The 24,655-nt window shown below is 64.8% G+C and carries 23 protein-coding genes; 5 read left to right on the top strand and 18 right to left on the bottom strand.

Translation table 11 applies throughout. The features are described 5' to 3' along the window. Positions 1 to 83: 83 nt before the first annotated feature. Positions 84 to 1,571, top strand: coding sequence for an aldehyde dehydrogenase (locus BH683_RS15880; protein WP_084837231.1), 1,488 nt, complete (start codon positions 84 to 86; stop codon positions 1,569 to 1,571). 148 nt (positions 1,572 to 1,719) lie between these two features. Here BH683_RS15880 and BH683_RS15875 read toward each other — a convergent pair whose 3' ends face one another. From BH683_RS15875 to BH683_RS15820, 12 genes are all read right to left on the bottom strand, one after another. Further along, positions 1,720 to 2,370, bottom strand: a complete 651-nt coding sequence (locus BH683_RS15875; RefSeq protein WP_084837230.1) for a hypothetical protein — start codon at positions 2,368 to 2,370, stop codon at positions 1,720 to 1,722. Beyond that, entirely contained in the window at positions 2,371 to 3,354 is a 984-nt protein-coding gene (locus BH683_RS15870; protein ID WP_143696066.1) for a hypothetical protein, read from the bottom strand. Further along, positions 3,321 to 4,799 carry an MlaD family protein gene (locus tag BH683_RS15865; RefSeq protein WP_084837228.1) on the bottom strand — a complete coding sequence of 493 codons (1,479 nt, stop codon included), beginning with the start codon at positions 4,797 to 4,799 and terminating at the stop codon, positions 3,321 to 3,323. Before BH683_RS15865 ends, BH683_RS15870 begins: the two co-directional genes overlap by 34 nt. Next, on the bottom strand, positions 4,796 to 6,064 hold the full coding sequence (locus BH683_RS15860; protein WP_084837227.1) for an MCE family protein: 1,269 nt from the start codon (positions 6,062 to 6,064) through the stop codon (positions 4,796 to 4,798). The genes BH683_RS15865 and BH683_RS15860 overlap by 4 nt, the downstream gene beginning before the upstream one ends. Continuing rightward, the gene (locus BH683_RS15855; protein WP_084837226.1) at positions 6,064 to 7,329 is read right to left on the bottom strand and encodes an MCE family protein; all 1,266 of its coding nucleotides are present in this window, start codon (positions 7,327 to 7,329) and stop codon (positions 6,064 to 6,066) included. The genes BH683_RS15860 and BH683_RS15855 overlap by 1 nt, the downstream gene beginning before the upstream one ends. After that, positions 7,329 to 8,522, bottom strand: coding sequence for an MCE family protein (locus BH683_RS15850; protein WP_084837225.1), 1,194 nt, complete (start codon positions 8,520 to 8,522; stop codon positions 7,329 to 7,331). The genes BH683_RS15855 and BH683_RS15850 overlap by 1 nt, the downstream gene beginning before the upstream one ends. Next, positions 8,522 to 9,583 (bottom strand): MCE family protein, encoded by a 1,062-nt coding sequence (locus BH683_RS15845; RefSeq protein ID WP_084837224.1) that lies wholly within the window; start codon positions 9,581 to 9,583, stop codon positions 8,522 to 8,524. Before BH683_RS15845 ends, BH683_RS15850 begins: the two co-directional genes overlap by 1 nt. Before the next feature lie 51 nt (positions 9,584 to 9,634). Continuing rightward, a complete protein-coding gene (locus BH683_RS15840; protein WP_084837223.1) occupies positions 9,635 to 10,813 on the bottom strand; it encodes an MCE family protein in 1,179 nt (392 codons plus the stop codon). A gap of 4 nt (positions 10,814 to 10,817) precedes the next feature. Further along, positions 10,818 to 11,669 (bottom strand): ABC transporter permease, encoded by an 852-nt coding sequence (locus BH683_RS15835; protein ID WP_084837222.1) that lies wholly within the window; start codon positions 11,667 to 11,669, stop codon positions 10,818 to 10,820. 4 nt (positions 11,670 to 11,673) lie between these two features. Then, positions 11,674 to 12,438, bottom strand: a complete 765-nt coding sequence (locus BH683_RS15830) for an ABC transporter permease (RefSeq protein WP_094647522.1) — start codon at positions 12,436 to 12,438, stop codon at positions 11,674 to 11,676. A gap of 269 nt (positions 12,439 to 12,707) precedes the next feature. Continuing rightward, positions 12,708 to 13,616, bottom strand: a complete 909-nt coding sequence (locus tag BH683_RS15825; protein ID WP_084837221.1) for a 3-oxoacyl-ACP reductase — start codon at positions 13,614 to 13,616, stop codon at positions 12,708 to 12,710. A gap of 156 nt (positions 13,617 to 13,772) precedes the next feature. Further along, positions 13,773 to 13,964 carry a ferredoxin gene (locus BH683_RS15820; RefSeq protein WP_084837329.1) on the bottom strand — a complete coding sequence of 64 codons (192 nt, stop codon included), beginning with the start codon at positions 13,962 to 13,964 and terminating at the stop codon, positions 13,773 to 13,775. Positions 13,965 to 14,103: 139 nt separating this feature from the next. On the opposite strand from BH683_RS15820, the gene BH683_RS15815 reads away from it, so the two are divergent. Genes BH683_RS15815 through BH683_RS15805 form a run of 3 tightly spaced genes read left to right on the top strand, consistent with a single transcriptional unit; the run spans position 14,104 to position 18,025 of the window. After that, on the top strand, positions 14,104 to 15,291 hold the full coding sequence (locus BH683_RS15815) for an acyl-CoA dehydrogenase family protein (RefSeq protein WP_084837220.1): 1,188 nt from the start codon (positions 14,104 to 14,106) through the stop codon (positions 15,289 to 15,291). A 25-nt stretch (positions 15,292 to 15,316) separates the two neighbouring features. Then, the gene (locus BH683_RS15810; RefSeq protein WP_084837219.1) at positions 15,317 to 16,456 is read left to right on the top strand and encodes an acyl-CoA dehydrogenase family protein; all 1,140 of its coding nucleotides are present in this window, start codon (positions 15,317 to 15,319) and stop codon (positions 16,454 to 16,456) included. 3 nt (positions 16,457 to 16,459) lie between these two features. Then, complete coding sequence (locus BH683_RS15805; protein ID WP_084837218.1) at positions 16,460 to 18,025, top strand: long-chain-fatty-acid--CoA ligase; 1,566 nt, start codon at positions 16,460 to 16,462, stop codon at positions 18,023 to 18,025. 89 nt (positions 18,026 to 18,114) lie between these two features. Here the strand turns inward: BH683_RS15805 and BH683_RS15800 are convergent, their stop codons facing one another. From BH683_RS15800 to BH683_RS15780, 5 genes are all read right to left on the bottom strand, one after another. Beyond that, positions 18,115 to 18,984 (bottom strand): SDR family oxidoreductase, encoded by an 870-nt coding sequence (locus tag BH683_RS15800; RefSeq protein WP_084837217.1) that lies wholly within the window; start codon positions 18,982 to 18,984, stop codon positions 18,115 to 18,117. A gap of 7 nt (positions 18,985 to 18,991) precedes the next feature. Further along, the gene (locus BH683_RS15795; RefSeq protein WP_084837216.1) at positions 18,992 to 19,786 is read right to left on the bottom strand and encodes an enoyl-CoA hydratase; all 795 of its coding nucleotides are present in this window, start codon (positions 19,784 to 19,786) and stop codon (positions 18,992 to 18,994) included. A gap of 104 nt (positions 19,787 to 19,890) precedes the next feature. Further along, a complete protein-coding gene (locus tag BH683_RS15790; protein WP_084837215.1) occupies positions 19,891 to 20,307 on the bottom strand; it encodes a DUF1810 domain-containing protein in 417 nt (138 codons plus the stop codon). A 9-nt stretch (positions 20,308 to 20,316) separates the two neighbouring features. Continuing rightward, complete coding sequence (locus BH683_RS15785; RefSeq protein ID WP_084837214.1) at positions 20,317 to 21,444, bottom strand: nitronate monooxygenase family protein; 1,128 nt, start codon at positions 21,442 to 21,444, stop codon at positions 20,317 to 20,319. Positions 21,445 to 21,448: 4 nt separating this feature from the next. Beyond that, positions 21,449 to 23,086 carry an acyl-CoA synthetase gene (locus BH683_RS15780; protein ID WP_084837213.1) on the bottom strand — a complete coding sequence of 546 codons (1,638 nt, stop codon included), beginning with the start codon at positions 23,084 to 23,086 and terminating at the stop codon, positions 21,449 to 21,451. A gap of 104 nt (positions 23,087 to 23,190) precedes the next feature. On the opposite strand from BH683_RS15780, the gene BH683_RS15775 reads away from it, so the two are divergent. Beyond that, entirely contained in the window at positions 23,191 to 23,985 is a 795-nt protein-coding gene (locus BH683_RS15775; protein ID WP_084837212.1) for a crotonase/enoyl-CoA hydratase family protein, read from the top strand. A 32-nt stretch (positions 23,986 to 24,017) separates the two neighbouring features. On the opposite strand, the gene BH683_RS15770 is transcribed toward BH683_RS15775, so the two are convergent. After that, on the bottom strand, positions 24,018 to 24,644 hold the full coding sequence (locus BH683_RS15770) for a TetR/AcrR family transcriptional regulator (RefSeq protein WP_168187057.1): 627 nt from the start codon (positions 24,642 to 24,644) through the stop codon (positions 24,018 to 24,020). Positions 24,645 to 24,655: the final 11 nt, after the last annotated feature.

Here is a 24,655-nt window from a genome sequence, read left to right as displayed (position 1 = left end):
CAGATCGGTGCCACCAACTCCATTCCTCAAAACTGGAACGTGTTCTAACATTGGCAGGAAAGCAATAATCCAACGGAGGACCAATGACGGACACTGCGCACGCCGCACCCACGACCTCGCATGACTTCTCTTCGCTCTACATCGGCGGCACCTGGGTCGCCCCTCATTCCTCTGACATTCTCGAGGTCCACTCGCCGGCCACGGGGCAGCGCGTCGGCAGCACTCCGCTGGCTGACGAGACCGACGTGGACACCGCAGTGCAGACCGCCCGAGCTGCCTTCGACTCCGGCGTCTGGCGGAACACCTCTCCCGAGGATCGGGCCGCAGTCGTGGCGAAGGTTGCCGACCTGATCGACGAGCGCGGCGCGGAGATCGCCGAGCTGGTGTCGTCGGAGATGGGCGCTCCCCCGCTGGCTGTCGCGACACTGCAGCAGCTACCGGCCACCGGCGTGCTGCGCGAATATGCCAAGGCCGCAGTCAACTACACGTGGCACGAGTACCGCGACGGGCTCTTCGGAAAGACTCAGATCACTCGTGAACCAGTAGGCGTCGTCGGCGCGATCACGGCCTGGAACGTGCCACTGTTCCTCATCTGCAACAAGCTGGGCCCAGCCCTGTCCGCGGGTTGCTCGGTGGTGCTCAAGCCTGCCCCCGAAACACCGCTGTCGGCCAACCTCATCGCTGAACTGTTCACCGAAGCCGGGCTGCCCGAAGGGGTTCTGTCGGTGATCCCCGGCGGCCCCGACACGGGCAAGGCGCTCGTCGCGCATCCCGACGTCGACAAGATCACCTTCACCGGATCGACTGCGGCCGGCCGTGCGATCGGTGCAGCGTGTGGTGAGCAGCTCAAGCGCTGCTCGCTGGAGTTGGGCGGCAAGTCCGCCGCCATCGTGCTGGCCGACGCCGATCCCGCGGAAATCGCAGGCATGTTGACGTTCACGGGCCTGATGAACACGGGCCAGGCGTGCGTTGCCCAGACCCGCGTCCTGGTGCCGAGCGCGAAGCGCGACGAGATCGTCGCCGCCATGATCGAGGCGGCCAAGCTCCTCAAGCCAGGTCTGCCCGACGATCCCGAGGCCCAGCTCGGCCCCCTGATCACCGAGAAGCAGCGCACCAAGGTCGAGGACTACATCCGCCAGGGCAAGGAAGCCGGTGCCACCGCGGTTCTCGACAGCGTCCGGCCGGAAGGCCTGGATTCCGGATACTACTTGAGCCCAACGATCTTCACGGGCGTCACCAACGACATGACGATCGCCCGCGAGGAGATCTTCGGACCGGTGATCTCGGTGATCGACTACGAGACCGAAGAAGAGGCGGTCGCGATCGCCAACGATTCCGAATACGGTCTCGCAGGTACGGTGTGGACCGCCGACGTCGAACACGGACTACAGATCGCCGCCCAGATCCGCACCGGAACCTACGGCGTGAACTGGTACGCGATCGATCCGGGTTCTCCCTTCGGTGGGTACAAGAACTCCGGCATCGGCCGTGAGAACGGACCCGAGGGCCTCGAGTCCTACCTCGAGCACAAGTCGGTCATCCTCCCGATGGGATACGACCCGAACGCCTAGTTCGCACGTCCCTCCGGCTCCAGCCAAGTCCTCTTGATCGTGGAGTCGGAGGAACTGCCACATCCTCCTGTTTCAGGACGAGGCTACAGACGAAGTCAGGCCCTCCGGTTTCGATCGGAGGGCCTGACTGGTGTCTGGGAGTATCGGGTCAGGGGGTTGGTTCCGGCTCAGGCGCAGGAGCCGGGGCGGGGGCCGACGACGCGGGTGCCGGGGCGGGGGCCGACGACGCGGGTGCCGGGGCCGGGGCGGTGGATGCACCTGGTTTGTCGGCCTCTTCGGCGAGTCGCGCTTTCACCGAATCGTCGGTGAGGATGTCGATGTTGGTGACCTTCCACTCGTCACCCGATCGCTCCATCGAATACTGCAACCGGCTGGCATTGACCGATACCAGGTCTTTGCCACCCTTGGTGACCGACTGGTTCATGAAGATGAGGAGCAGAGCCCTGTCGCGGGTGGAACTGACCACGCCGGCGTCCTGGATGGACACCTCCGATTTGACCTGCTGCTTCTGTACTTCGGCAACGAGGTTCGACTCTTTGATGATCTCGTCGTACTGCTGCTCGGCAGCACCCGACAACGACTTACGGGTGTCGGCGACATGCTGCTCGACGTTGTCGGGCTGATACCCGAACATCACTGCTGCAGTCTGCTTCCCGGCGTCGAGCGCCTCGCCGCGGGCATCCTCGGCGAGTTTGGTGTCGCGGTAGTCGAGACCGACGATCGTCGTGATGACCGCGCCGGCCACCAGCAGGGCGGCGGCCAGCAAGGACACTGTCCATGTCCAGAATCTGCGCGACATCTAGGTCACCCACTCGACGTTGGTGAGTTTGAGTTCGCCGTTGATCCGCGTGATCTCCAGCTTCCACCGGAACACCTGGAGCACGGTCTGCTGCTCGGCGACGTTGGGCTGGTTCATCTCCCAGCTGAAGACCATGATGACCGACGCCGAATCGGCATTGCTCGCGGTGACGGCTTCGGAGATCACCGCGCCCCTGGTCGAGACGTTCTCCGACTTGATCATGTTGACGGTCTGCTCGACCGACTGCCCGACCTGTTCCATCGCCTTACCGCTGGTGTCGTCCTGGAACGACTTGATCGAGGCGTCGATGTTCTCCGGGTTCAGCGTCGTGAGGTTGGTGACCATCTGCCGCGCGAAGGCCGAATATTCAGCCCGCAGATCATTGCGATCGTCGATCTTGTTGGTGCCCAACACAAAAAACGTGGACGCGACCACCATGGCGGCAATGAGCGCAATGGCGGACACCGCCGCGATCACCACTCCGAGTCCACGAACGCTCGCCCGCTTCTTCCCGGGACCTGCCTTGCCCTTGCGCAGCGAGCCCCTGCTCTTGCGCGGCCCGTCGTCGCCGGGCCCACGGCCCGCGGATCGACGTTCCCGGTACGAAACCCCGGTCGCGACGACTGCGGAGTCATCGGTCACCGGGGCCGACTCCGCCACCGGCTCATCCACCTTGGTCAAGTCCACGGAGGGAACCACAGGAGGGGTTGCCGCCGGCTCGGACTTCGGTGCCGGCTTGCGCTTACGGCCCAGCGGCGCCGACTTGACCGGCTTACCTGTAGGACTCGGCTTTCCCGTAGGACTCGCTTTACCGGTGGGGCTGGGCTTACCGGTAGGACTGGGCTTTCCGGTGGGACCCGACTTGCCGGCAGGGGTCGACCTACCGCGCTGGGCTTCTTCTGGTGGACCCGCGGGGCGACGAGCCCGGCGACGCTGCGTCGACGGGCGAGTCACCTCACGGTCCCCGTGATCAGGCTCTGCCATTGGCTGTTGTCTTCCTGCGGTTGTGCGCCGGTATCGGTGGTCCCGGAACGTGGTGCACCGGTCCCACCACTCGTACCAGAAGTCGTCGCAGACCCCGTCCCAGCGTTATAGGTCTTGCCGTCGGGACCGATGTAGTCGCCGCTGACCGGGTCGTAGGTGGTGGCGTACACCGATGGGCTGCCGTCGTCCGCGCCCGGATTGGCGTCGGTCAGGAACCCTTGCGGGACATCGATTCCCGGGAGTCCCTGGGGCAGCGGAACGTTCTCGCCGATCGGCACGTAGCCGGTCTCACATTCCGCCGGGGTCGATGCGCGTCGGCCGGGGAGCTCGACGCAGGGGTAGTTTCGGGTACCGCGAACGCCGAGGTTCGAGTCCTGCGGTACGCGGCACAACATCCCGGGCGGCAGATCGCGAGGAGTCTGTGCCGACGCATTGCGGTCGGACGTCATCGGCAAGAAGCCGACCGTGCAGGTACCCGGATCCTGGAAGCCGAGCGCGAAGTCGACGTTGGCACCATTACGGGCGTCTTCGGAGTTCAGAGCGGTGATCAGGGCCGCGATCAGCCGTGGATAGATCACCACGATCTGGCGAAGATTCGGGTGATAGATGGCCAAGGTCCGGGAGACCGTGTTCAGGTTCGAGAACAGCAGCGGCAGTGTCTGATTCATCGACGCGAACAGCTCCTGGGTCTGCTTCGCGACGCCCGGGCCCTTGTTCAGGATGTCCTTGAGCTGTGGGTCGTTGGCCCGCAGCTGATCGGTCACCGCGGCGAGATTCGCCGTCCACGCGCGGATGTCACCGACGGTCGCGGTCTGGGACTCGAGCAAGGGCGTTGCCTGCTCGATCAACTTGACGATCGCCTCGGAGTTCTCGTTGGCGTCGCCGACGAGCAGCGCCATCGAGTCGAGCAGCCGTTGCAGGTCCTCGCCGGTGCCGTTGAACGCGTTGAAGGCCTCGTCCATCACCCGCCGCAGCTTGGTGTCCTGCACCTGTTCCAGCAGATTGTTGGTCTGATCCAGCAAGGTGCCCACCTCGACCGGCACCGTGCCGTTCTCGATCACGGCGCCGTTCTCGATGTTGCCGGTGGCCTCGGTCTCCGGGTCGGGCACGAACTCGAGGTACTGCTCACCAACGGCCGACACACTGTGCACCGAGGCGATGGAATTGTTCGGGATCTTCGTGTCGGAGTTGATCGACAACTTCGCGACCACTCCCTCTTCGGTCAACGTCACCGATTGCACCTTGCCCACGTCCACGCCGCGGTAGCTGACGTTTCCGTTCTGGTACAACCCACCGGTGCTGGGCAGTTCGACCTCGACGTTGTACTCCCCGACACCCACCATGCTGGGGACGCGGATGTAGAAGACCGCGACCGCGATCACCGCGATGACGGTGACGATCGAGAAGATGATCAACTGCATGCGGACGAAAGGCGTGATCCTCATGGGCCCTCCTCCCCTGTCGGTTGCGCTCCTGCTGCAGGCGCAGGAGTTTGGGGCGGCGGATCATCCGTCAACGGCCCGGTGAACGGGTTGTCGCCTCTGCCTGCGGCGCCGGCGGGTTTACCGAACATGCCTTCCGGGCCGTAGAACTGGCTGGCAACGCCGACGCTGGCGAGCGCGCCGCGTTGCAGGCGTCCGAACGTGAGGTCGAGGTTGATGACGGCGTTGAGGTAGTCGCCGCGGACGACCTGCGGGATGGCCTGCTCCGCGAACGGGAAGGTCAGCAGGATGCCCAGGGACTGCGTCAACGACGGTCCCGTGGACTGCAGTTGATCGAGGACCGGGACGAGGTTACTGGTGAGCACCTCGATGTCCTCGGAGTTCGCCTGCAGGATGTCATCGGTGGTGCGGCTCATCCGGCTCAAAGCCCCCAGCGCATCGGTGAAGTGCACCCGCTGATCGACGAGCAGTTTGAGGATCTTCGGTCCGTCGGCCAGTGCCTTCTCGACCACCGGCGCCTGCTCGTTGATCTGTCCGGTCAGCCGGTCGAGGCCCTCCATCGCGCGGATGATGTTCTCGCGCTGATCGTTCAGCTCGCCGACGAGGGTGTTCAGTCGTGGGACCAGGTCGCGCAGCACATCCTGCCGTCCGGCCAGGGCGGCGTTCATCTCGTGCACGATGTCGCCGACCTGCGCCAGACCGCCGCCGTTCAGTACGACCGACAGCGAGCTCAGCACCTGCTCGGTGGTCGGGTACGTGCACGCCGCGACCTGCTGGGCCGAGTTGATGTCCGGGATCGGCTCGGCGTTGGTCGGCGGCGCGATGTTGTCCTGCTCGGGGCAACTCGTCGCGGGTATCTGCTCGCCCGGGGCCATGGTGCCCTTGTCTGCGTTCTCCGGCTGCACGATCTGCAGGTTCAAGGACCCGAGCACACTGGTGAGGCCGACCATGACGTAGGAGCCGACCGGGACCTGTGTCCCCTTGTTCAGTCGCAGGGTCAGCTCCGCCTGCCAGTTCTTGACCTCGATCTTGCCGACACTGCCCACGGTGGCGTCGTTGATCAGGACCGGCGCGTTCTGAACGAGGTTGGCAGCGTTCGGGATCATGGCCATCAACTCATACGAACCATCGCCCGTGCCCTCGGCTCCGGGGACCGGCAGTGAGTTGAGACCGTCGAACGAGCAGCCGGTGACGACGAGGGCAGAACTGACCACCACTGCGCCGACGACGTTGCGCAGAGCGCGGCTCCGACGTGAGATCGGACGCATCAGCCCTCACCCCCGAACGGCACCAGCAACTGCGCGAGTCCCGGGTTGTTGTATTTCTTGCGGGTCTCCGCATCCTGGTCGCGGATGCTCTGCTGCGCGCGGGCTTTCACGCTGGCGTTCTGATACTGGATCTGGTCGGGCCTGGCGTCGATGCCCGACACCGGGTTGATCAGAGCCGGCGGATAGTTCACCGAGATGGACGCGAGTACCGGCGCGAGCACGTCGACGCATTTCTCGACGTCGGCTTCCTGGCCGGGACGATCGTTCGCCTGGATGGACCCGCACAACAGGTTGATCAGGTTGCCGCCCATGCCGAGTCCGAAGATGCCGGAGAGCGAACCCTGGAGCGGGTTGTAGATGTTGTAGAAGTTCGACAGCTGGGTGGGTCCGGAGTGGAGCAGTCCCCGGATTTCCTGGTCCTTCTGGGCCAGCACGTTGGTGGCGTCGCCGAGTCGGGCGATGGAGTCGCTGAGGGTGGCACCGTTGGTCTCGATGAACGATTTCACGTCGGTCAGCGCGGTGTCGAGGTTGGTCAGCGCGCCGTTCAGATTGTCGGTGTTGTCGGCCAGAACCTGGCTGACGGACGCGATCCGGCCGTTGAACTGGACCAGTTGCTCGGAGCTCTGCGACAACGCCTCGGTGAGCGCCTGCAGATTCCGGATGGAGTTGAACAGGTCGTCGCGACCGTCCGCCAACGTGCTCGTGACATCCGAGAGTTGTTGCAGCGACTGCCGGATGGCGGTGCCATTGCCGTTCAGGTTCTCATCGGCCACGTCGACGAGGTTGGCGACGGAGCCGGGGTCGGCGCCATCGGGGCCGACGGCCTCGGTGAGTTTGCTCAACTCGGCCTTGACCTCATCCCATTCCACCGGAACCGCGGTCCGCTCCATGGGGATGGAGCCGCCGTCTTTCAGTGCGGGGCCGCCTTCGAACACCGGCGTCAACTGGACGAACCGGCCGGACACCAGCGACTGCGCGACCACCACGGCCTCCGCGTCGGCGGGGATCTCCTGATCGCGATCGACCCTGAGTTCCACCTTCACGTCGCCGTCGCGCGGGGTGATCTTTCCGACCGTCCCGACCGTGACACCGAGGACCTTGACGGCGTCGCCCTCGTACATCGCGTTGACGGTGGAGAAGTACGCGTTGTACGTCTTGTAGCTGACCTTCTGGTAGCCGACGTACACGACTGCGAGTGCCACCACCACGGCCACCACGATCGCCGTCGACATCCAGAAACGCTTGCTCAGTCGTCCCATCCCCATCACCCGTTCGGTCCTGGATAGCGGGGTGCCGGTGCGGGAGCGATCGTCGAGTTCGGATCGTTTGCCGCATCCGGTCGGGTCGTGATCGCCGGCGGGATCGGGAAGGCGAACTGGAATGCCCGGTACGCCTCTGGATACTTCTGCTGCATGATGTTCAAGAAGACGTCCGTGTAGTCGCCGAAGGTGGCGATGCCGACAAGCGACGAGAAGTACGGACCGCTGGCCACCGCTTCACCGAGAGTGTTTGCGTACGGACCCAATTCGTCAAGGGTCTCCCCCAGCTCCACCTGATTGTCCTGCAAGATCGCCAGTACCCCGTTCAGCTGTTCGAGCACCGGCTTGAGCTGAGCGTTGTTGTCGTCGATGAAGCCGCTGATCTGGGCCGTGACGTCCTCGGTGCCCGAGATCAGTTGTCCGAGTGCATATCGACGGGCCTGCAACTCGCCGAGCAACGAGTTCGCATCCAGCAGCAGTGTGTTGATCTGGCCGCTGCGCTTGGCGATCACATCGGTGACGCTGCTGGCCCGGCTCAGGAGCTGCTCCAGCGACTCGTCCCGATCGGCGATTGCCTTCGACACCCGCGCGATTCCGTCTACGGCCGAGCGCACCGACTTCGGCGTGTCGGAGAACGTGTCCGACAGCGTGTTCAATGCTTCGTTGAGCTGATCGGTGTCCGTCTCTTCGATCGTGTCGGTCGCGCCTTCGAGCGCATCGGTGAGTGAGTAGGGCGCGACGGTGTTCTGGCTGCTGATCTCGTCACCCGGCTTCAGCTGCCCGGTTCCGCGGGGTATCAACGTCAGATTGCGGCGGCCGAGCACGGTCTCTGTCTTGATGGCGGCTTCGCTGTTCTTACCGACCCGCACGGTGTCACTCATGTTGAAGGTGACCTTGGCCTTGGTGCCGTCGTCGGTACCCGCGAGTGAAATACCCTGGATGGTTCCGACATTCACGCCGGAGACCACCACGATGTCGCCGCTGGCCAGACCGCCCGCATCGTCGAAGTAGGCGGTGTAGACACTGCCGTTCGCCAGGAACGGCAGCTTGTCCATCTGCAGTGCGACGATGACGACCAACGCGGCGATCACGACACCGATCAGACCCACGCGAGCACGATCGGGCTCGCCACGTTTGATCCGACGGGCGTCATCGGCCTCATCGGTCGCCGTACGTTGTCCTTTGAACAGGGCGGCCATCATCTGGGGTCACACCTCCCGCCCGGATTCTGTTTGACGCCGGTGGTGTCGATGTTGTTCCACACGATCTCCTGGCCGCCGGGGGCCGTGAAGATGATGTTCACCTGACAGAGCCAGATCTGCAGCCACGCACCGTAACTACCGAGGTTCGACAGTGCCTTGAAGTCGCCGGGCAGTCGACTGATCAGGCCGCGCACGTAGTCCTCGCCTTTGAGGACCTCACTCGAGACCTGGCCGGTTGCGGTGATCATCGACTTCAGATCCGCACGGTTGGTGGCCAGTACGTCGGCGAGATCGTTGGTGACCTCCGAGGTGTTGGTGACCGCTTCTCCGATGACATCCCGCTGTGAGTTCAGTCCCGAGATCAGCAACTGCAGCTGATTGAGCGAGCTGTCGAATCCGGCGTTGTCGGCATCGATGATGCCGAGCGTGGTGTTGAGGTTGTCGATGACCTCGCCGATCAACTGATCGCGGTCGGCCAGCGAGTCGGTGAATGTCGCGGTGTCCGCCAGCAACTCGTTGAGAGCGGGCCCCTGCCCCTGGAACACCTGCACCAGCGACGCCGACAGTTCGTTCACCTCTTTCGGGTCGAGGGTGCGGAACAACGGCTTGAATCCGCCGAGGAGCTTGTCGAGATCGAGTGCGGGCTCGGTCTGGGTGATCGGGATGGACCCGCCGTCACCGATGAGATCGGTGGGATCGCCGGTGCCCTCCTGCAGTTCCAGGAAACGGTCGCCGGTCAGGTTCTCGTACCGGATGAGTGCTCGCGCGGCTGTCGGCAGCCGGTACTTCTCGCTGACGTCGAACTCGACGACGGCCTCGTTGTCGGGGTTCAGACCGACCGAGCCGACCTTGCCCACCTCGACACCGGCAATACGCACCTTGCTGCCCGACTTCAACTGGGAGGCACTGGTGAACGTCGCCTTGTAGCCGTAGGTCGAACCGCTGCGGTACTGGCTGAACACGACCACGAGCGCCACGAAGATCAGCAGCATCACCACTGCGAAGGTGCCCAGCTTGATGACGGTCGCGCGAAACGCGCGCTCCCTCGACACTGCCATCTCACACCTCCGTTCGCTGGTCGGTCTTCGCCATCACTGTTGTCATCGTCTTCACCCTCGCGGCGCCGGTCCGAACATCACCTGGAAGAGCTTGGTGGGGTCGGCTTTCGGGGTGGTCCGCGGCTGGTACGGGTACGCCGCATTGTCACCGACGTAGAAGTCGGTGTGGACGGCAGAGTCCGGATCGCTGAGGCCGTCCTGGCAGGTAGGCGGCCCGTCGACATTCACGCGCGGGAGATCCTCGGGATACCGGTACGGCTCCTTGCCCGGGAGCAGGCCTGCATTGAGGGCCACGTAACCGGTCTCGATACCGAAGACGGGCAACGCCTTCTGACCCGCGGCGGCCGTCGACTCGATGAAGCACGCGAGCCCCGGCGACTGATAGCCGAGCAATCGCGCGGTCGGGTTCAGGTTCGCGAGGGTGGAGATGATGTCGGCCTTCGACGGCGCGATCACCCCGTTGATCGTGTCGGCCATACCGGTCACGTTCATCAGCAGGGCGTCGAGGTCGGAGGCATTGTCGACCAAGGTGTTCCCGGTGAAGGTGAAGTTGTCGACGACCTTGAGCAGATCCGGCATCACATCGGCGTAGACGTTGGTGAACTCCGCGCCCGCCTCGATGTCACGGCTCAGCGCGTCCAGATGCGGATTGGTCTTGCGCAGCAGATCCGACAGATCGGCGAAGCCCTGCCCGATCTGCTCACCCCGCCCGGACAGGGCGGTGTCGATGGCACCGATCGTGGCGTTCAGTTTCTCCGGCTGCACCTCGGCGAGTACGTCGACGAGCCGCTGGTAGATGGTGTTCAGTTCCACCACGACGTCTTCGGTCTCGATCGTCGAACCACCGGAGAGCCTGGCCTTCGACGGGTCGTCGGGGATCTCCAGGTTGACCGATTTCGCGCCGAACACGGTGTTGGACTTGATGTCCGCACGGACATTCGCCGGGATGTACTTCAGTTGGTCCGGGTTCATGTCCAGTTTCAGCGTGACGCCGTCGGCCGATTCGCTGATGTCGCCGACCCGGCCGACCACCACGCCCCGCAGGCGGACCTTGGCGTCGGGGTTCATCACGAGTCCGGCCCGATCCGCGGTCAGCGTCACCGGCACCGTGGACTGGAAACTGCCGAGGAACTGCAATGCGGCGAGCGCGCACACTGCGACCAGGGAGACCACCATGAAGGTGGCGGCCAGTTTCTTGGCCCAACTGGGACGTTCGATTGTCTGTGCCATGGCCCTACCCCGAGAGGTTGAACTTTCCGTCGACGCCATAGATCGCCAGCGACGTCAGGAGCGTGATCACGACGACGACGACCAGGGAGGCCCGCACCGCGTTGCCGACCGCGATCCCGACCCCGACGGGACCGCCGGACGCATTGAAACCGTAGTAGGTGTGAATCATCATGACGGCCACGGCCATACAGATCGCCTGTACGAATGACCACAGGATGTCGGTGGATATCAGGAACGTCGAGAAGTAGTGGTCGTAGACGCCCGAGGACTGGCCGTACAGGAAGACCGTCGCAAACCGGCTCGCCAGGAACGAGGCAACCGAGGCAAGGGAGTAGAGCGGGATGATCGCAATGAGGCCCGCCACGATCCGCGTGCTGACCAGGTAGGGGATCGACGCGATCGACATCGCCTCGAGCGCATCGATCTCTTCGCTGACCCGCATCGCACCGAGCTGCGCCGTGGCGCCGGCGCCGATGGTCGCGGCGAGCCCGATACCCGCGATCACCGGCACCGCGATGCGCACGTTGATGAAAGCCGAGAAGAACCCGGTGAGTGCCTCGACCCCGATGTTCGACAGTGAGCTGTAGCCCTGGACCGCGATGGTGCCGCCGGTGAACAGTGTCAAGAACCCGACCACGACGACGGTGCCGCCGATGAGGGCGAGCGCACCCGAACCCATCGAGATCTCGGCGATCAGCCGCAGGGTCTCCTTCTTGTACGCACGGAGCGCCCGCGGAATGGCAACGAGGCTGTCCCAGTAGAAGAATGCTTGGTCGCCGATACGGTTCCAACCGCCACTGGCCCGTTTGAACGCCACACGTGTGGAGCGTAGTCGGACCGTGTGAGGGAGAATCATCGCTCTACCCCGCCGTCGCTTTGAGGCCGACCGCGGTCACGACCACGTTCACGACGAACAGCGCCATGAACGAGTAGACGACGGTCTCGTTGACGGCGTCGCCGACGCCCTTGGCGCCGCCCGCCACGTGCAGTCCCCGGTAGCAACCGACCAAGCCGGCAGCCAGTCCGAACAGCGCGGCCTTGACCATCGAGATCATCAGTTCGGGGAATCCGGTCAGCAGGGTCAGGTTGGCGATGAACGCGCCGGGATTGACGTCCTGCAAGTACACCGAGAAGACGAACCCGCCACCGATTCCGATGGTGCAGACCAGACTGTTGAGCAGGATCGCGACCATGGTCGAGGCGATCACGCGGGGTACGACCAGCCGGTGGATCGGGTCGATGCCGAGCACCTGCAGAGCGTCGATCTCCTCGCGGATGGTGCGGGCGCCGAGGTCGGCGCAGATCGCGGTGGCTCCGGCACCCGCGACGATCAGCACGGTGACGATCGGCCCGATCTGGGTGATGGTGCCCAGTGCCGCGCCTGCGCCCGAGAGATCCTGGGCACCGAGTTCGCGGAGGAGGATGTTGAGGGTGAAGCTGACCAGCACGGTGAACGGGATCGCGACGAGGACGGTCGGCACCATCGACACCCGGGCGATCGCCCAGGACTGTTCGACGGTTTCGCGCCACTGAAAAGGCGGCCGGAACAGTTCCCGCGCAGCACTGACGCTCATCGACACGAAATCGCCAACGCCTTCGAACGGGACTGCCAGTCTGCGGTTCACCAACTCTCCTTCAGCATGAGGCGTTCCCGGTTCGAGCGAAGCCGCTCGATCATAACGTGTTCTAGTTCTGATATCGACGATTCTCAACACTTACAAGCAGGAAAGTTCCGCCTTCCGACGACCGGCCCGACGCCCGATAACTGAAACATGTTCCACCGCTCGAGATTCCTTCGGAACCGGTGCTGTGAGCCAGCAGATGATCGCGAACTTATCACACGTCCAGTTCACAAAATCTGCGATTCATCGGCACTCCCGCACCATAAGTCGACCTATGCGAAGAGGGCTTTACCTGCGGAAAAAGTCTGCTCCGGGTCGCGGCCGACGAAGTACTCGGAGAGGGTCTTCGTGAGGTCGCTGCGGTCCCATGCGTCCTGCGCGGAAACGAAGCTCTGCTCCACCGTCGGTGCGGCCATCAGGGTCACCTTCGGGCCGTAGACGACGAACACCTGACCGTTGACCCCGTCGGAGTCGGGACCGGCCAGGAACTGCACCAGAGTGACGACGTGATCGGTCGACAACGGGTCCACGCTGCCGTCGGGTGCGTCCCCGAAGGTGCCCTCCGTCATCGCCGTGCGAGCGCGTGGGCAGATCGCATTGGATCGCACCCCGTACGCCGCCAACCCGCGCGCTGCGGTCAGCGTCAGTGACGTGATCCCGGCCTTCGCGGCCCCATAGTTGGCCTGCCCCACCGGCCCTGACAGGCCGGCCTCGCTCGAGGTGTTGATGAGCCGTCCGTAGACGGGCGCCCCGGCAGCCTTCGACTGCGAGCGCCAGTAGGCCCCGGCGTTCCGGCTCATCAAGAAGTGGCCACGCAGGTGCACGCGGATGACGAGATCCCAGTCCTCGTCGGCCATGTTGAACAGCATCTTGTCGCGGACGAGGCCCGCGTTGTTCATCACGACATGCAGTCCGCCGAGGTCTTCGGTGGCCACCCGCATGATCTCCGTCGTGGTCGCAGAGTCCGAGATGTCGCCGGCGACCGGGACACCCACCCCGCCCGCCGCCTTGATCTCGTCGAGGACGTCGCTGCGGTCGAGTGCAGCGGTCAGGTCATTGACGACCACCGTCGCACCGAGCGCGCCGAGACCGATCGCCTCGGCCCGGCCGAGTCCCGCGCCGGCACCGGTTACGACCGCGACTTTCCCGTCGAGATCCCCACCTGCTGATTGGCTCACCACTGTCCTCCATCGAGTACTCGCCGGGAGTTCGGGCTCATGATCCCGGCGGCTGTGAACCAAATGTAGAACGTGTTCTCGGTTTGAGACAACTATCGGCGAAAATCGATCGCGAAGCCGCCGGCGCGCGGCAGGCCCCGCGCGCCGGGTCGGACCAGGTCAGTCTTCGATCGACAACGCCGATTTAGGGCAGCTCCCGACCACCTGGCGCATCTCCTCACGACGGTCCTCGGGGACGTCGGATTGCAAAATGACCAGGTAGTCGTCGTCGTCGAGATCGAAAACATCCGGGGCCATGCCCACGCACACCCCGTTCGACTCACAGAGATCGAAATCAGCTTTGATCTTCATCGGTTCAGATTCCTTCCATCGCAGGACCAGGTGGCGTCGCATGTTGACGAGCAACCGACTTACAGGTTAGAACGTGTTATAGAACTGCGCGACCGGGTCCCCGGTCTCAGCCTCACGCGCGGAGAAAGCAGGAGCCCCGATGCGAATTGCTTACACCGACCAGCAGCAGGAACTCCGGCGCGAACTCCGGTCTTACTTCTCCCAGTTGATCACGCCGGAGCGTCGTCTGGCCCTGTCTTCGACAAGTGGTGAATTCGGTGAGGGCAACGTCTACCGCGAGGTCGTGGCGCAGATGGGCCGCGACGGTTGGCTGGCCCTCGGCTGGCCGAAGGAGTATGGCGGCCAGGACCGTTCGATGATGGACCAGCTCATCTTCACCGACGAGGCCGCCATCGCGGGCGCACCGGTACCCTTTCTGACCATCAATTCGGTGGCGCCGACCATCATGCATTTCGGCACCGACGAGCAGAAGGCCAAGTACCTGCCGCGGATTGCTTCGGGCGACGTGCACTTCTCCATCGGGTATTCCGAACCGGGCGCCGGCACCGACCTCGCGGCCCTGCGGACAACAGCCGTTCGCGACGGAGACGACTTCGTGATCAACGGTCAGAAGATGTGGACCAGCCTCATCCAGTACGCCGACTACATCTGGCTTGCGGTCCGGACCGACCCGGAGGCCAAGAAGCACAAGGGCATCTCCATGCTCATCGTCCCGACCGACGCCGAGGGTTTCTCGTACACGCCCGTCCATACGATGTCGGGTGTCGACACCAGTGCCACCTACTACCAGGACGTTCGCGTGCCTGCCGATTCTCTGGTGGGCGAATTGAACGGCGGATGGCCGCTGGTGACCAACCAGCTCAACAACGAGCGGGTGTCGCTGTGTAGCGCCGCCCCCATCCAGACCGCGTTGCGCGAGACCATCGAGTGGGCGCAGAACACCAAGGACGCGCGCGGCAATCGCGTCATCGACTCCGAGTGGGTCCAGATGAACCTCGCCAAGGTGCACGCAAAGGTCGAGTTCCTGAAGTTGATCAATTGGAACATCGCGTCGGAAGCGACGGGTGGGGGCTCCCCCTCCCCCGCCGATGCCTCCGCGACGAAGGTCTTCGGCACCGAGTTCGCCACCGAGGCGTACCGCCTGCTGATGGAGGTCCTCGGGCCCGCCGCGACCCTGCGTCAAGGCAGCGCAGGCACCCACCTGCGCGGGCGCCTCGAACGTTTCCACCGCTCGTCTCTGATCCTCACCTTCGGTGGCGGGACCAACGAGATCCAACGCGACATCATCGCCATGCTCGCCCTCGGCCAGCCCCCCGCCCGGCGCTGAGAGACAAGGGAAAAGGGACCACATCATGGATTTCCACCGCAGCGAACAGACCGCCGATCTCGCCGGGCTCACCCGCGACATCGTGAAGAAGCTGGTCACCACCGACCGCCTGGTGCAGTTGGAGCAGACCGGTGACGCCCCCGGCGCGAAACAGGGCGCCTTCGACCCCACCCTCTGGTCGCAGTTGGCGGCCTCGGGCCTCCTCGGCCTCGAGGTCACCGAGGACGACGGTGGCGCAGGCCTGTCGGTGCTCGAGAATGTCGCGGTCGCAGAGGAATTGGGTCGTGCACTCGCACTCGTCCCGTTCGGGCCGGTCGCCTTTGCCGCCGCCCCTGCAATAGCGGAGTTCGGTGCGCAGTCGCTCACCACACAGTGGCTCGGCCCTGTCATCTCCGGGGAGAAGGTGATCACCGTCGGCCTCGACGAGGATCTCAACGACGATCCGCTCGCCCCGGTGACCACCGCGACCGCCGACGGCGAGGGCTGGGTGCTGTCGGGCGCGAAGATCAACGTGCCGTTCGGTGAGTTCTCCGACGCCGTCATCGTCAATGCGCAAGGCCCACAGGGTGTGCTGGCCCTGCTGGTCGGCACCTCCGAGGCCGGGGTGGCGATCACACCTGCACTGTCCACCGGCCAGGGACCGAGCGCCCTCGTGGAATTCGACGGCGTTCGCGTGCCGGCGGAACAAGTGCTGGGCAGCGCCGACGGGGAGAAGGTCGTGGGGTTCCTGCGGGACCGCATGACGCTCGCGCTGTGCGCCGAGCAGACCGGGATTCTCGAACGGGCGCTGGAACTGACGGCCGACTATGGCCGCGAGCGCGAGCAGTTCGGCCGCGCGATCGGTTCGTTCCAAGCGGTTGCGCAACGGCTCGCCGACGCCTACATCGACGTCCGAGGCCTCAAGCTCACCACCTTGCAGGCTGCCTGGCTGCTCTCCGAGCAACTCGATGCGACCACCGAACTGGCGACCGCGAAGTTCTGGGCTGCCGACGCCGGCCACCGGGTCGCGCACACCGCGGTGCACGTACACGGTGGCGTCGGCATCGACGTCGACCATCCGGTGCACCGCTACTTCTTGCGGGCCAAGCAGAACGAGTTCAATCTCGGCTCGGCACCGACCCAGCTGCGGCGCATCGGAGCCGCGCTCGCCGCCGAACCGGCCTGAGGAATGGTCCAGAGCCCGACCACCGTCGCCGAACTGCTCGAGCCACTGACGGACGTCACCGACTCCGGACTTCTCTTCGAGGACGAATTCGTCTGCTGGCGGGACCACCTGCGGCTCTCGGCCTGCCGGGCATCGGCGCTGCGTCGACTGGTCGATCTCGACAGGCCCCGCCACATGGCATTGCTTCTCGACAACATCCCCGAGTTCAGTTATCTACTCGCCGCGGCCGTCTTGGGTGATCTCGTGGTCGTCGGACTCAACCCGACCAGGCGGGGCGCGGCGCTCGCCGGCGACATCGCCACCGCCGACTGCCAGATCGTGCTGGTTGAGGACGCCACCGCAGACCTGCTGGCCGGCGTCGATCTGCCGGGCGTGACCGTGTTGAACGTCGACCGGCCGGAGTGGGCCGAGTTGCTCGAGCCCCATTCCGGGCGGCGCCCCGAGTTCACCGCAATCGATCCGGCCGCGCTCCTCATGCTGATCTTCACGTCCGGTACCAGCGGCGACCCAAAAGCCGTGCAGTGCAGTCACCGCAAGTTCGCGGCGAGCGGAGCCATGCTGTCCACCCGTTTCGGGTTGGGCCCGAAAGACGTCGTCTACCTGTCGATGCCGATGTTCCATTCCAACGCGATCATCGCCGGCTGGATGGTCGCAGTGGCAGGCGGATCGTCGGTGGCTCTGCGCCGGAAGTTCTCTGCCAGTGCGTTCTTCGACGACATCCGCCGGTTCGGGGCGACCTACGCGAACTACGTCGGTAAGCCGCTCTCGTATGTGCTGGCCACCCCGACACGACCCGACGACGCCGACAATCCCCTGCGCATCCTGTACGGCAACGAGGCCTCGGCGGCCGACATAGTCGCCGTATCGCAGCGATTCGACGTCCGGGTGGTCGACGGGTTCGGCTCCACGGAGGGTGGCGTCGCCATCGCCCGTACGCCGGACACTCCCCCGGATGCACTCGGTCCACTGATGCCGCCCAACGAGATCCGGGATCCGGCCACCGGCAGGGTCTGCGCCACAGCACAGTTCGACGACCACGGGCGACTGCTCAACGCCGACGAGGCCGTCGGCGAGATCGTCAACAGCTCCGGGGGCGGCCTGTTCACCGGCTATTACCGCAATCCCGAGGCCGACGCCGAACGGATGCGCGACGGGATCTACCACAGCGGAGACCTCGGATACGTCGATGCCGACGGCTATGTATATTTCGCCGGGCGTCTCGGCGATTGGGTCCGCGTCGACGGGGAGAACATGGGCACCGGGCCCATCGAGCGGGTGTTGCTCCGCCATCCCGCTATCGCGATGGCCGCGGTCTACGGGGTGCGCGCCGACATCGGGGACGAGTTGGCCGCCGCCCTCGTCGCGCCCGACCTCACCGCGGGTGAGCTGACCGAATTCCTCTCCGCGCAGTCCGATCTCGGGCCGAAACAGTGGCCGAGCCGGGTGCGGCTGGTCAGTGACCTGCCCCGGACCGACACGTTCAAGATCCTCAAACGAACCCTCGCGGCCGACGACGCCCCACCGACATGGGTTCGCACCGACCGCTCCCTGGAGTACGTCACCCCCTGATCGCCTCCCGCCCACCGGAAATGGGTCGTTTTGGCGGCGCCCACCTGGGCTTTTGTTCGCCAAAAGGACCCATTATCGGGGGCCAGGAGTCAGCTGCGGGTGACTCGGTCGAGATATTTTGCGCGCTGCTCGCGGTCGAACTCCATGAACATGGTGTCGAAGCCGAATCGCTTGCCGTAGATGTTCTTGAGGAACCGCGGGGTGACCATCCAGCCGAGCACGGCCATGCTCTGTCGCGGGATGACCACCCGGTCGCGGTTGGTCTCGATCGTCCGAACGATCTGGCGGGCAACGTCATCGGGCTCGATCGGCGGCATGATGGCCGTCGTCTGCAACCCGTCGATCAGGCCGGTCTTGGTGAAGTTCGGCATCACCGCGAGCACCCGCACGCCCTGAGGGCTGAGTTCGTTGTCGAGAGCCTCGGAGAACGCGATGACACCGGCCTTGGCCGCGCTGTAGATACTCAGCCCCGGCAGCGGGACCAAACCGGCCACCGACGAGACGTTCACGATCTGACCCGCTCCGCGCTCGACCATCCGGCGAGCCACGAGTTTGCTGCCCCGGACGACACCGAGCAGGTCGATCTCGAAGTTGCGGGCGATCACCGAGTCCGGAAAGTCGAGAAACGGTCCGGTGGGCATGATCCCGGCGTTGTTGATCAAGACATCGATCCGGCCGAACTCCGTCTCCACCCGGTCGAGGAACTCTGCGAACGATTCCTCACTCGTGACATCGAGCGGGTATCCCTCACAACCGAGGTTGGCGGCTGCTTTCGCGACGACCTCGTCATCGATGTCACCGAGAACCACCCTGGCGCCCCGCTGCTGCAGCAACTCCGCGGTGGCCAGCCCGATGCCGCGCCCGCCCCCGGTGACGACAACGACCTTGCCCCGCACCGTGATCGCCTGGCCTCTGCGCTTGCGCGCCGCCAATCGCGCGGTTGTACCCGACCTGCTCATCGCATCCTCACTTCATCTGCTTGCGGCCACGATCCATGACCTTCTCACGCGCTGCTGCCACCTGGGAGGGATCGAAGGCTGCCATCCAGGCTTCGGAATGCGCTGCCTCGGTGTCCAATTCGGGCCCGAGACCGTGCTGTTGCGCTTCTCGGTACGAGGTGAGCAATGCTCCGACAGCTCGCCGGTTGTTGCCACCGATGTCTGCGGCCAGCGCCAGTGCGCTCGGCAGCAGCTCCGCGTGACCGACCACCTCGGTCACCAATCCGACGCGCAGCGCCGTCTCGGCGTCGACGAAATTGCCGCTCAAGCTCATCCGACGGGCAAAGCCCCAGCCGACGGCAGCGGGTAGACGCCCTGTCAGACCCCAGGCGGGCACCATTGCGACGCGAGCGTGGGTATCGGCGAAACGGGCCTTGTCCGAGGCGATGAGGATGTCGCAGGCAAGTGCCAGTTCCAATCCGCCTGTCACCGTCGCTCCGTTGATCGCACCGATGATCGGCTTGCTCAGCGGGATCCAGGGGAACCCGGTGGGCACGCCGGGGACGTTGACGTCGTCCCAACCACCCTCGCTACCCAGCATCCGTAGATCGACACCCGCACAGAACGCGGGGTCGGCGCCGGTCAACACCACGGCGCCGACGCTGTCGTCGGCATCCGCAGCGGCGAGCGCCTCCCGGAGTTGGACGATCAGGGTGCCGGTCAACGCGTTTCGGGCCTCGGGCCGGTTGAGGGTGACCACCACCGTGGCACCTGCCTCGGTCGGGACGCGCTCGGACAGCACCAGATCGACGCCCTCGGACATGGTCCTACCTCCTGCGCTGGAAAAAGCCGACGGCTGCGACCATATCTGATCACAACCGTCGGCAGAAGCGCCGGCCTGCCGAGCAGTGTGTACTCGGGGTATCCCTACTCGAGCAGGGCCAGGGTCCGGTCATCGCCCTGGCCACCGAAGTACTTGTCGAGCACCGCGACGAACACGGCATCGTCGGTGGCGGCAGCGGCGAACAGTGTCATCGAAGACCGTAGTTTCAGGTTGTCCGGGTACCCGAAGATCTCCTCGACCGTCGACCCATCGATGTCGACCACGAGTCGCGCACACTCGCGGAGCCGGGCGCCGAGCACGTCGTCCGCCAGATACTCGCGAGCCTCGTCCAGATCCCTGATCGCATACCGCCGGGCCGTCCCACTGTGCGCCAAGCCATCCAGCTGCGGAAAGACGAACCACATCCAGTGTGAACGCTTGCGTCCCGCACGCAGTTCGGCGGTGACGTCGTCGTACACCGCCGCCTGCGCATCATGAAACCGTGTCAGGTCACTCGCCATACCGCGAGGTTAGCGAGCCTTTTGCATCCGCTCCACCGCGACGTCGTATTCGCTGACCAGGTCCTTGATGAGATCCTCGGTCGGGGTGATGGCGTCCATGCGCCCGACGATCTGACCGGCTGGCATCGCGACCACACCCGGGTCGTCGGCGGCGGAGATCCGCGCGTGCGCCTCGGCGACGAGGATGTTCTGCAGCGGCATCGGCAACGGCTCGGGCGCGCCCGCCGCATCCCAGGCGTCGGTCCACTTGGTCTTGAGCAAGCGAGCCGGCTTGCCGGAGTAGATCCGCCGACGCACGGTGTCCCGCGACGTGGCGTTCAGGATGGCCTGTTGGATGACCGAAGGCCCGACTCCCCGCACCCCGAGTTGGTACTCGGCGGCCGTCAGCCAGTACGTGCCCATCCAGACCCCCGTCGCGCCCAGTGCCAACGCGGCAGCGATCTGACGACCGCTGCCGACCCCTCCAGCTGCCAGCACGTGTGCCGCATCGCCCACCGCATCGACGATCTCCGGCCACAGGATCATGGACGTCACCTCCCCGGTGTGTCCTCCTGCCTCGTACCCCTGGGCGATGACCAGGTCGACCCCGGCGGCGACGTGCCGCAGGGCATGCTCTTTTGCGCCCGCCAGCGCGGCGACCTTGATGCCGTGCGCATGTACGTTCGCGATCACGTCATCCGGCGGCGACCCCAGCGCGTTGGCGATCAGTTTGATCTGGCCGTACTTGTCGGCGTGGGTCATCGCGACGTCGACGTGCGAGCGGGCCACCGAATGCAGCCAGCCGAGGACGCCTGCGTTCACGCGGTCGCCTTCCGACAGTCGCGGAACGCCGAGATCGTCGAGGGTGCGCTCGACGAAAGCCCGGTGCTCCGGCGGGATCATCGAGTCCAGATCGACCTGCGACCCTTCCGTCGGGATCTTCGCCGGCATCACGATGTCGACGCCGAACGGTTTGCCGTCGGTGTTCTCGCGCATCCAGTCCAGCGTGGCGTCGAGCTCGTCGGCCTCGTTGAAGCGGACACAGCCCAGCACTCCGAGACCGCCGGCCCGGCTGATCGCCGCGGCGACGTGTTCGGACGGCGTGAAGCCGAAGATGGGGTATTCGATTCCGAACTCTTCGGACAGTGAGGTACGCATGTGGTCAGGCCTTTCGTGAGGCAGTTGCGAGGGTCTCGTCGGCGGGCCGGGATTCGGCGATCTCGACACCCCAGCGATAGTTGGGCTTACCGGCAGGTGACCGCTTGATCTCGTCGACGAACCAGACCGAGCGCGGACATTTGTAACCGGCGATGTCCTGGCGTGCAACGGCATTGATCTCGTCGAGGGTGGGACGCAGACCGTCGCGGGTGGCAACGATTGCAGCGACGCGCTGGCCGTAACGTTCATCGGGAACCCCGACCACGACGGTGTCGAAGACATCCGGATGAGCCTTGAGCGCCGACTCCACCTCTTCGGGGTGGATCTTCTCGCCACCGGAGTTGATGCTGACCGAACCGCGGCCGAGCATCGTGACGGTGCCGTCGTCCTCGACGCGGGCCTGATCGCCGGGGATCGAGTAGCGGATCCCGTTGTAGGTCTTGAACGTCTTGTCGGTCTTGACCGGGTCGTTGTAATAGCGCAGCGGGATGTGGCCGGTGCGGGCCAGGATCCCGACCTCGCCCTTGCCGGGCTCGATGATCGAACCGTCCTCACGCAGAACGACCGTGGACAGGTCGGCTTTGACCCGGGGGCCGCCGCCGCTGTGCGAGGTCTCCTTGGAGATGACACCCATACCGGAGAAGCCCGTCTCCGACGAGCCGATGGCATCGATGATGATCGCGTTGGGGAACTTCTCGATGAACTGATCCTTCACCGACGCCGAGAACAGTGCCGCGGACGACGCGACCGAGACGACAGAGCTGATGTCGTAGTCCTTCTCCTCGAGCGCGTCGATCATCGGGCGACCCATCGCATCTCCGGTGATGAAGATGACGTTCACCTTGTGCCGTTCGACGATCTCCCAGGTCTGGTGGGCGCCGAACTCGGGGTACACGATGGCCTTGCCGCCCTGGAACAGTGCCTGGAACACCGCCCACTGCGAGCCACCGTGGATGAACGGTGGGATGGGGAAGCGCACCAGCTGCCCGCCGTCGGCGCCGGTCTTCGCGAAGTGCCACTCATCGGTGACGGGATCGCCGGTGTACCAGTCGATGCCACCGCCGAGGACCCGGAATACGTCTTCCTGGCGCCACACGACACCTTTCGGATTTCCCGTCGTGCCACCGGTGTAGAGCATGTACACGTCGTCGTTCGACCGCGGCTCGAAGTCGCGTTCGGTGCCTCCGTCGGCGATCGCCTGCTCGTACGCCAGCCCGTCGACAGCCGCGGTGTCGAGGTCGCTGCCGTCTTCCACCACGATCACCGATGTCAACTTCGGCGCTTTCGGCAACACGTTCGCGACCTTGCCGACGTACTGGCGCTCGACGATGAGCACCTTCATGTCGGAGTCGGTGAAGATGTGTTCGAGTTCGCTCTCGACGTAGCGGAAGTTGACGTTGACCATCACCGCGCGCGCCTTGAAGATCGCCACCATGGATTCGACGGCTTCGATGTTATTCCTGCTGTACAACCCCACCGACTCGCCGGGCTGGACGCCCAGGCGCCGCAAGGTGTGTGCGAGGCCGTTGGCCCGCTGGTCCAGTTCGGTGTACGTCTCGTGTCGGCCGTCGGTTTCGAGCGCGATCCGGTCGCCCATCAAGTCGACGGCATGCTCGATGAGGTCGGCAATGTTGTAAGCCATACCGTCAAAACTAGAACGTGTTACCGTTTGAAGGCAAGGCCCCGCGAGATACCCGTCACAGGCGCCGCCGGTCGCCGAGTGCTGCCCGAAAATCAGGAGAAAACATGTCTGATGCCGCTCCCCACTGTCTGGTCGAGAAGCGCGATCACACGCTGATCGTGACGATGAACCGGCCCGAAGCGCGCAATGCACTCTCCGGCGAGATGCTGGGGATCATGAACACCGCATGGGATCAGGTCGACTCCGACAGCGACATCCGGGTCGCGATCCTGACCGGCGCCGGCGGATATTTCTGCGCCGGAGCCGATCTCAAGAACATGAACAAGTCCGCCCCAGGCGACTCCTTCAAGAGCAAGGGATTCGATCCCAGCATCCTCGACGCGCTCCTCAAGGGCCGCCGTCTGACCAAGCCGCTGATCGCTGCGGTCGAGGGCCCGGCGATCGCGGGCGGTACCGAGATCTTGCAGGGCACCGACATCCGGGTGGCCGGTGAGAGCGCGAAGTTCGGTGTATCCGAGGCAAAGTGGGGTCTCTACCCACTGGGCGGCTCAGCTGTCCGTCTCGTCCGACAGATCCCGTACACCGTGGCCGCGGAGATCCTGCTGACCGGACGCCACATCACGGCGACCGAAGCCCTCGACTACGGGTTGATCGGCCACGTCGTCCCCGACGGGACCGCGCTGGACAAGGCACTCGAACTCGCCGCCCAGATCGCCGCCAACGGACCTGTCGCAGTCCAGGCGATCCTCAAGACGATCCGCGACACCGAGGGCATGCACGAGAAGGACGCGTTCAAGCTCGACGGCGATCTCGGCGCCAAGGTGTTCATGAGCAAAGACGCCAAGATCGGCCCGAAGGCATTCTCGGAGAAGCAGACCCCGGTGTTCACCGGGGAGTAGCGCGGGGTCACCGAACCGTACCGGGGTTCCCGCTATTGCGCGTTGGTGCCGTAACAGAGGAATCCGACCACCGTCTGAACGGTCGAGTCCACGTCGACGAGTGCCGTGTTGTCGAGGATGAGTGGCAGGACCGCACCCATCAGACACGAGACCACGGCCTCACCGGCGAACTCCACGTTGATGTCCTCGCGCAGGTACCCGTCCTCGATCCCATACCTGATGTACTGACCACACAGCTGCCCGAGCTGGCCGTAGCTGCCGACCATCGTCTTCAGCGCGGCCTCATCGATGCCCGGGGCCTCCATCGCGAGGAACGTCAGCACATGGGGACGTTCGTTCGCGTACTCGACGAGCCTGCGGACCAACGTGCTCAGGGCGTCCACGAACTCCGATTCCGACCGTGGACGTGGGCGGTGCAGTTCGGCCACCGAGACTAGTTCGGACAGCTCCCGGGACAGCAGAGCGTCGAGGGCGTCTCGTTTGTTGTCGAAGTAGTTGTAGAACGTGCCGTGGCTACAGCCGATGCGCGCGACGATTTCCGCGACGCCGACGTCGCCGTATCCGTACTCGACAAACGTCTCCAGAGCGGCGTCGAGCAGTTGGATACGACGAATCCGGGTCCGCCTGGTGTCGGACCGACCCGCGCCTGATCCGACCATGGGTTGCGCCA

It is taken from the genome of Williamsia sp. 1138 (assembly GCF_002095435.2).
GTDB lineage: Bacteria > Actinomycetota > Actinomycetes > Mycobacteriales > Mycobacteriaceae > Williamsia.
Note: the sequence above shows the minus strand (reverse complement) of the source record. Positions and strands in the feature narration are given on the sequence as shown.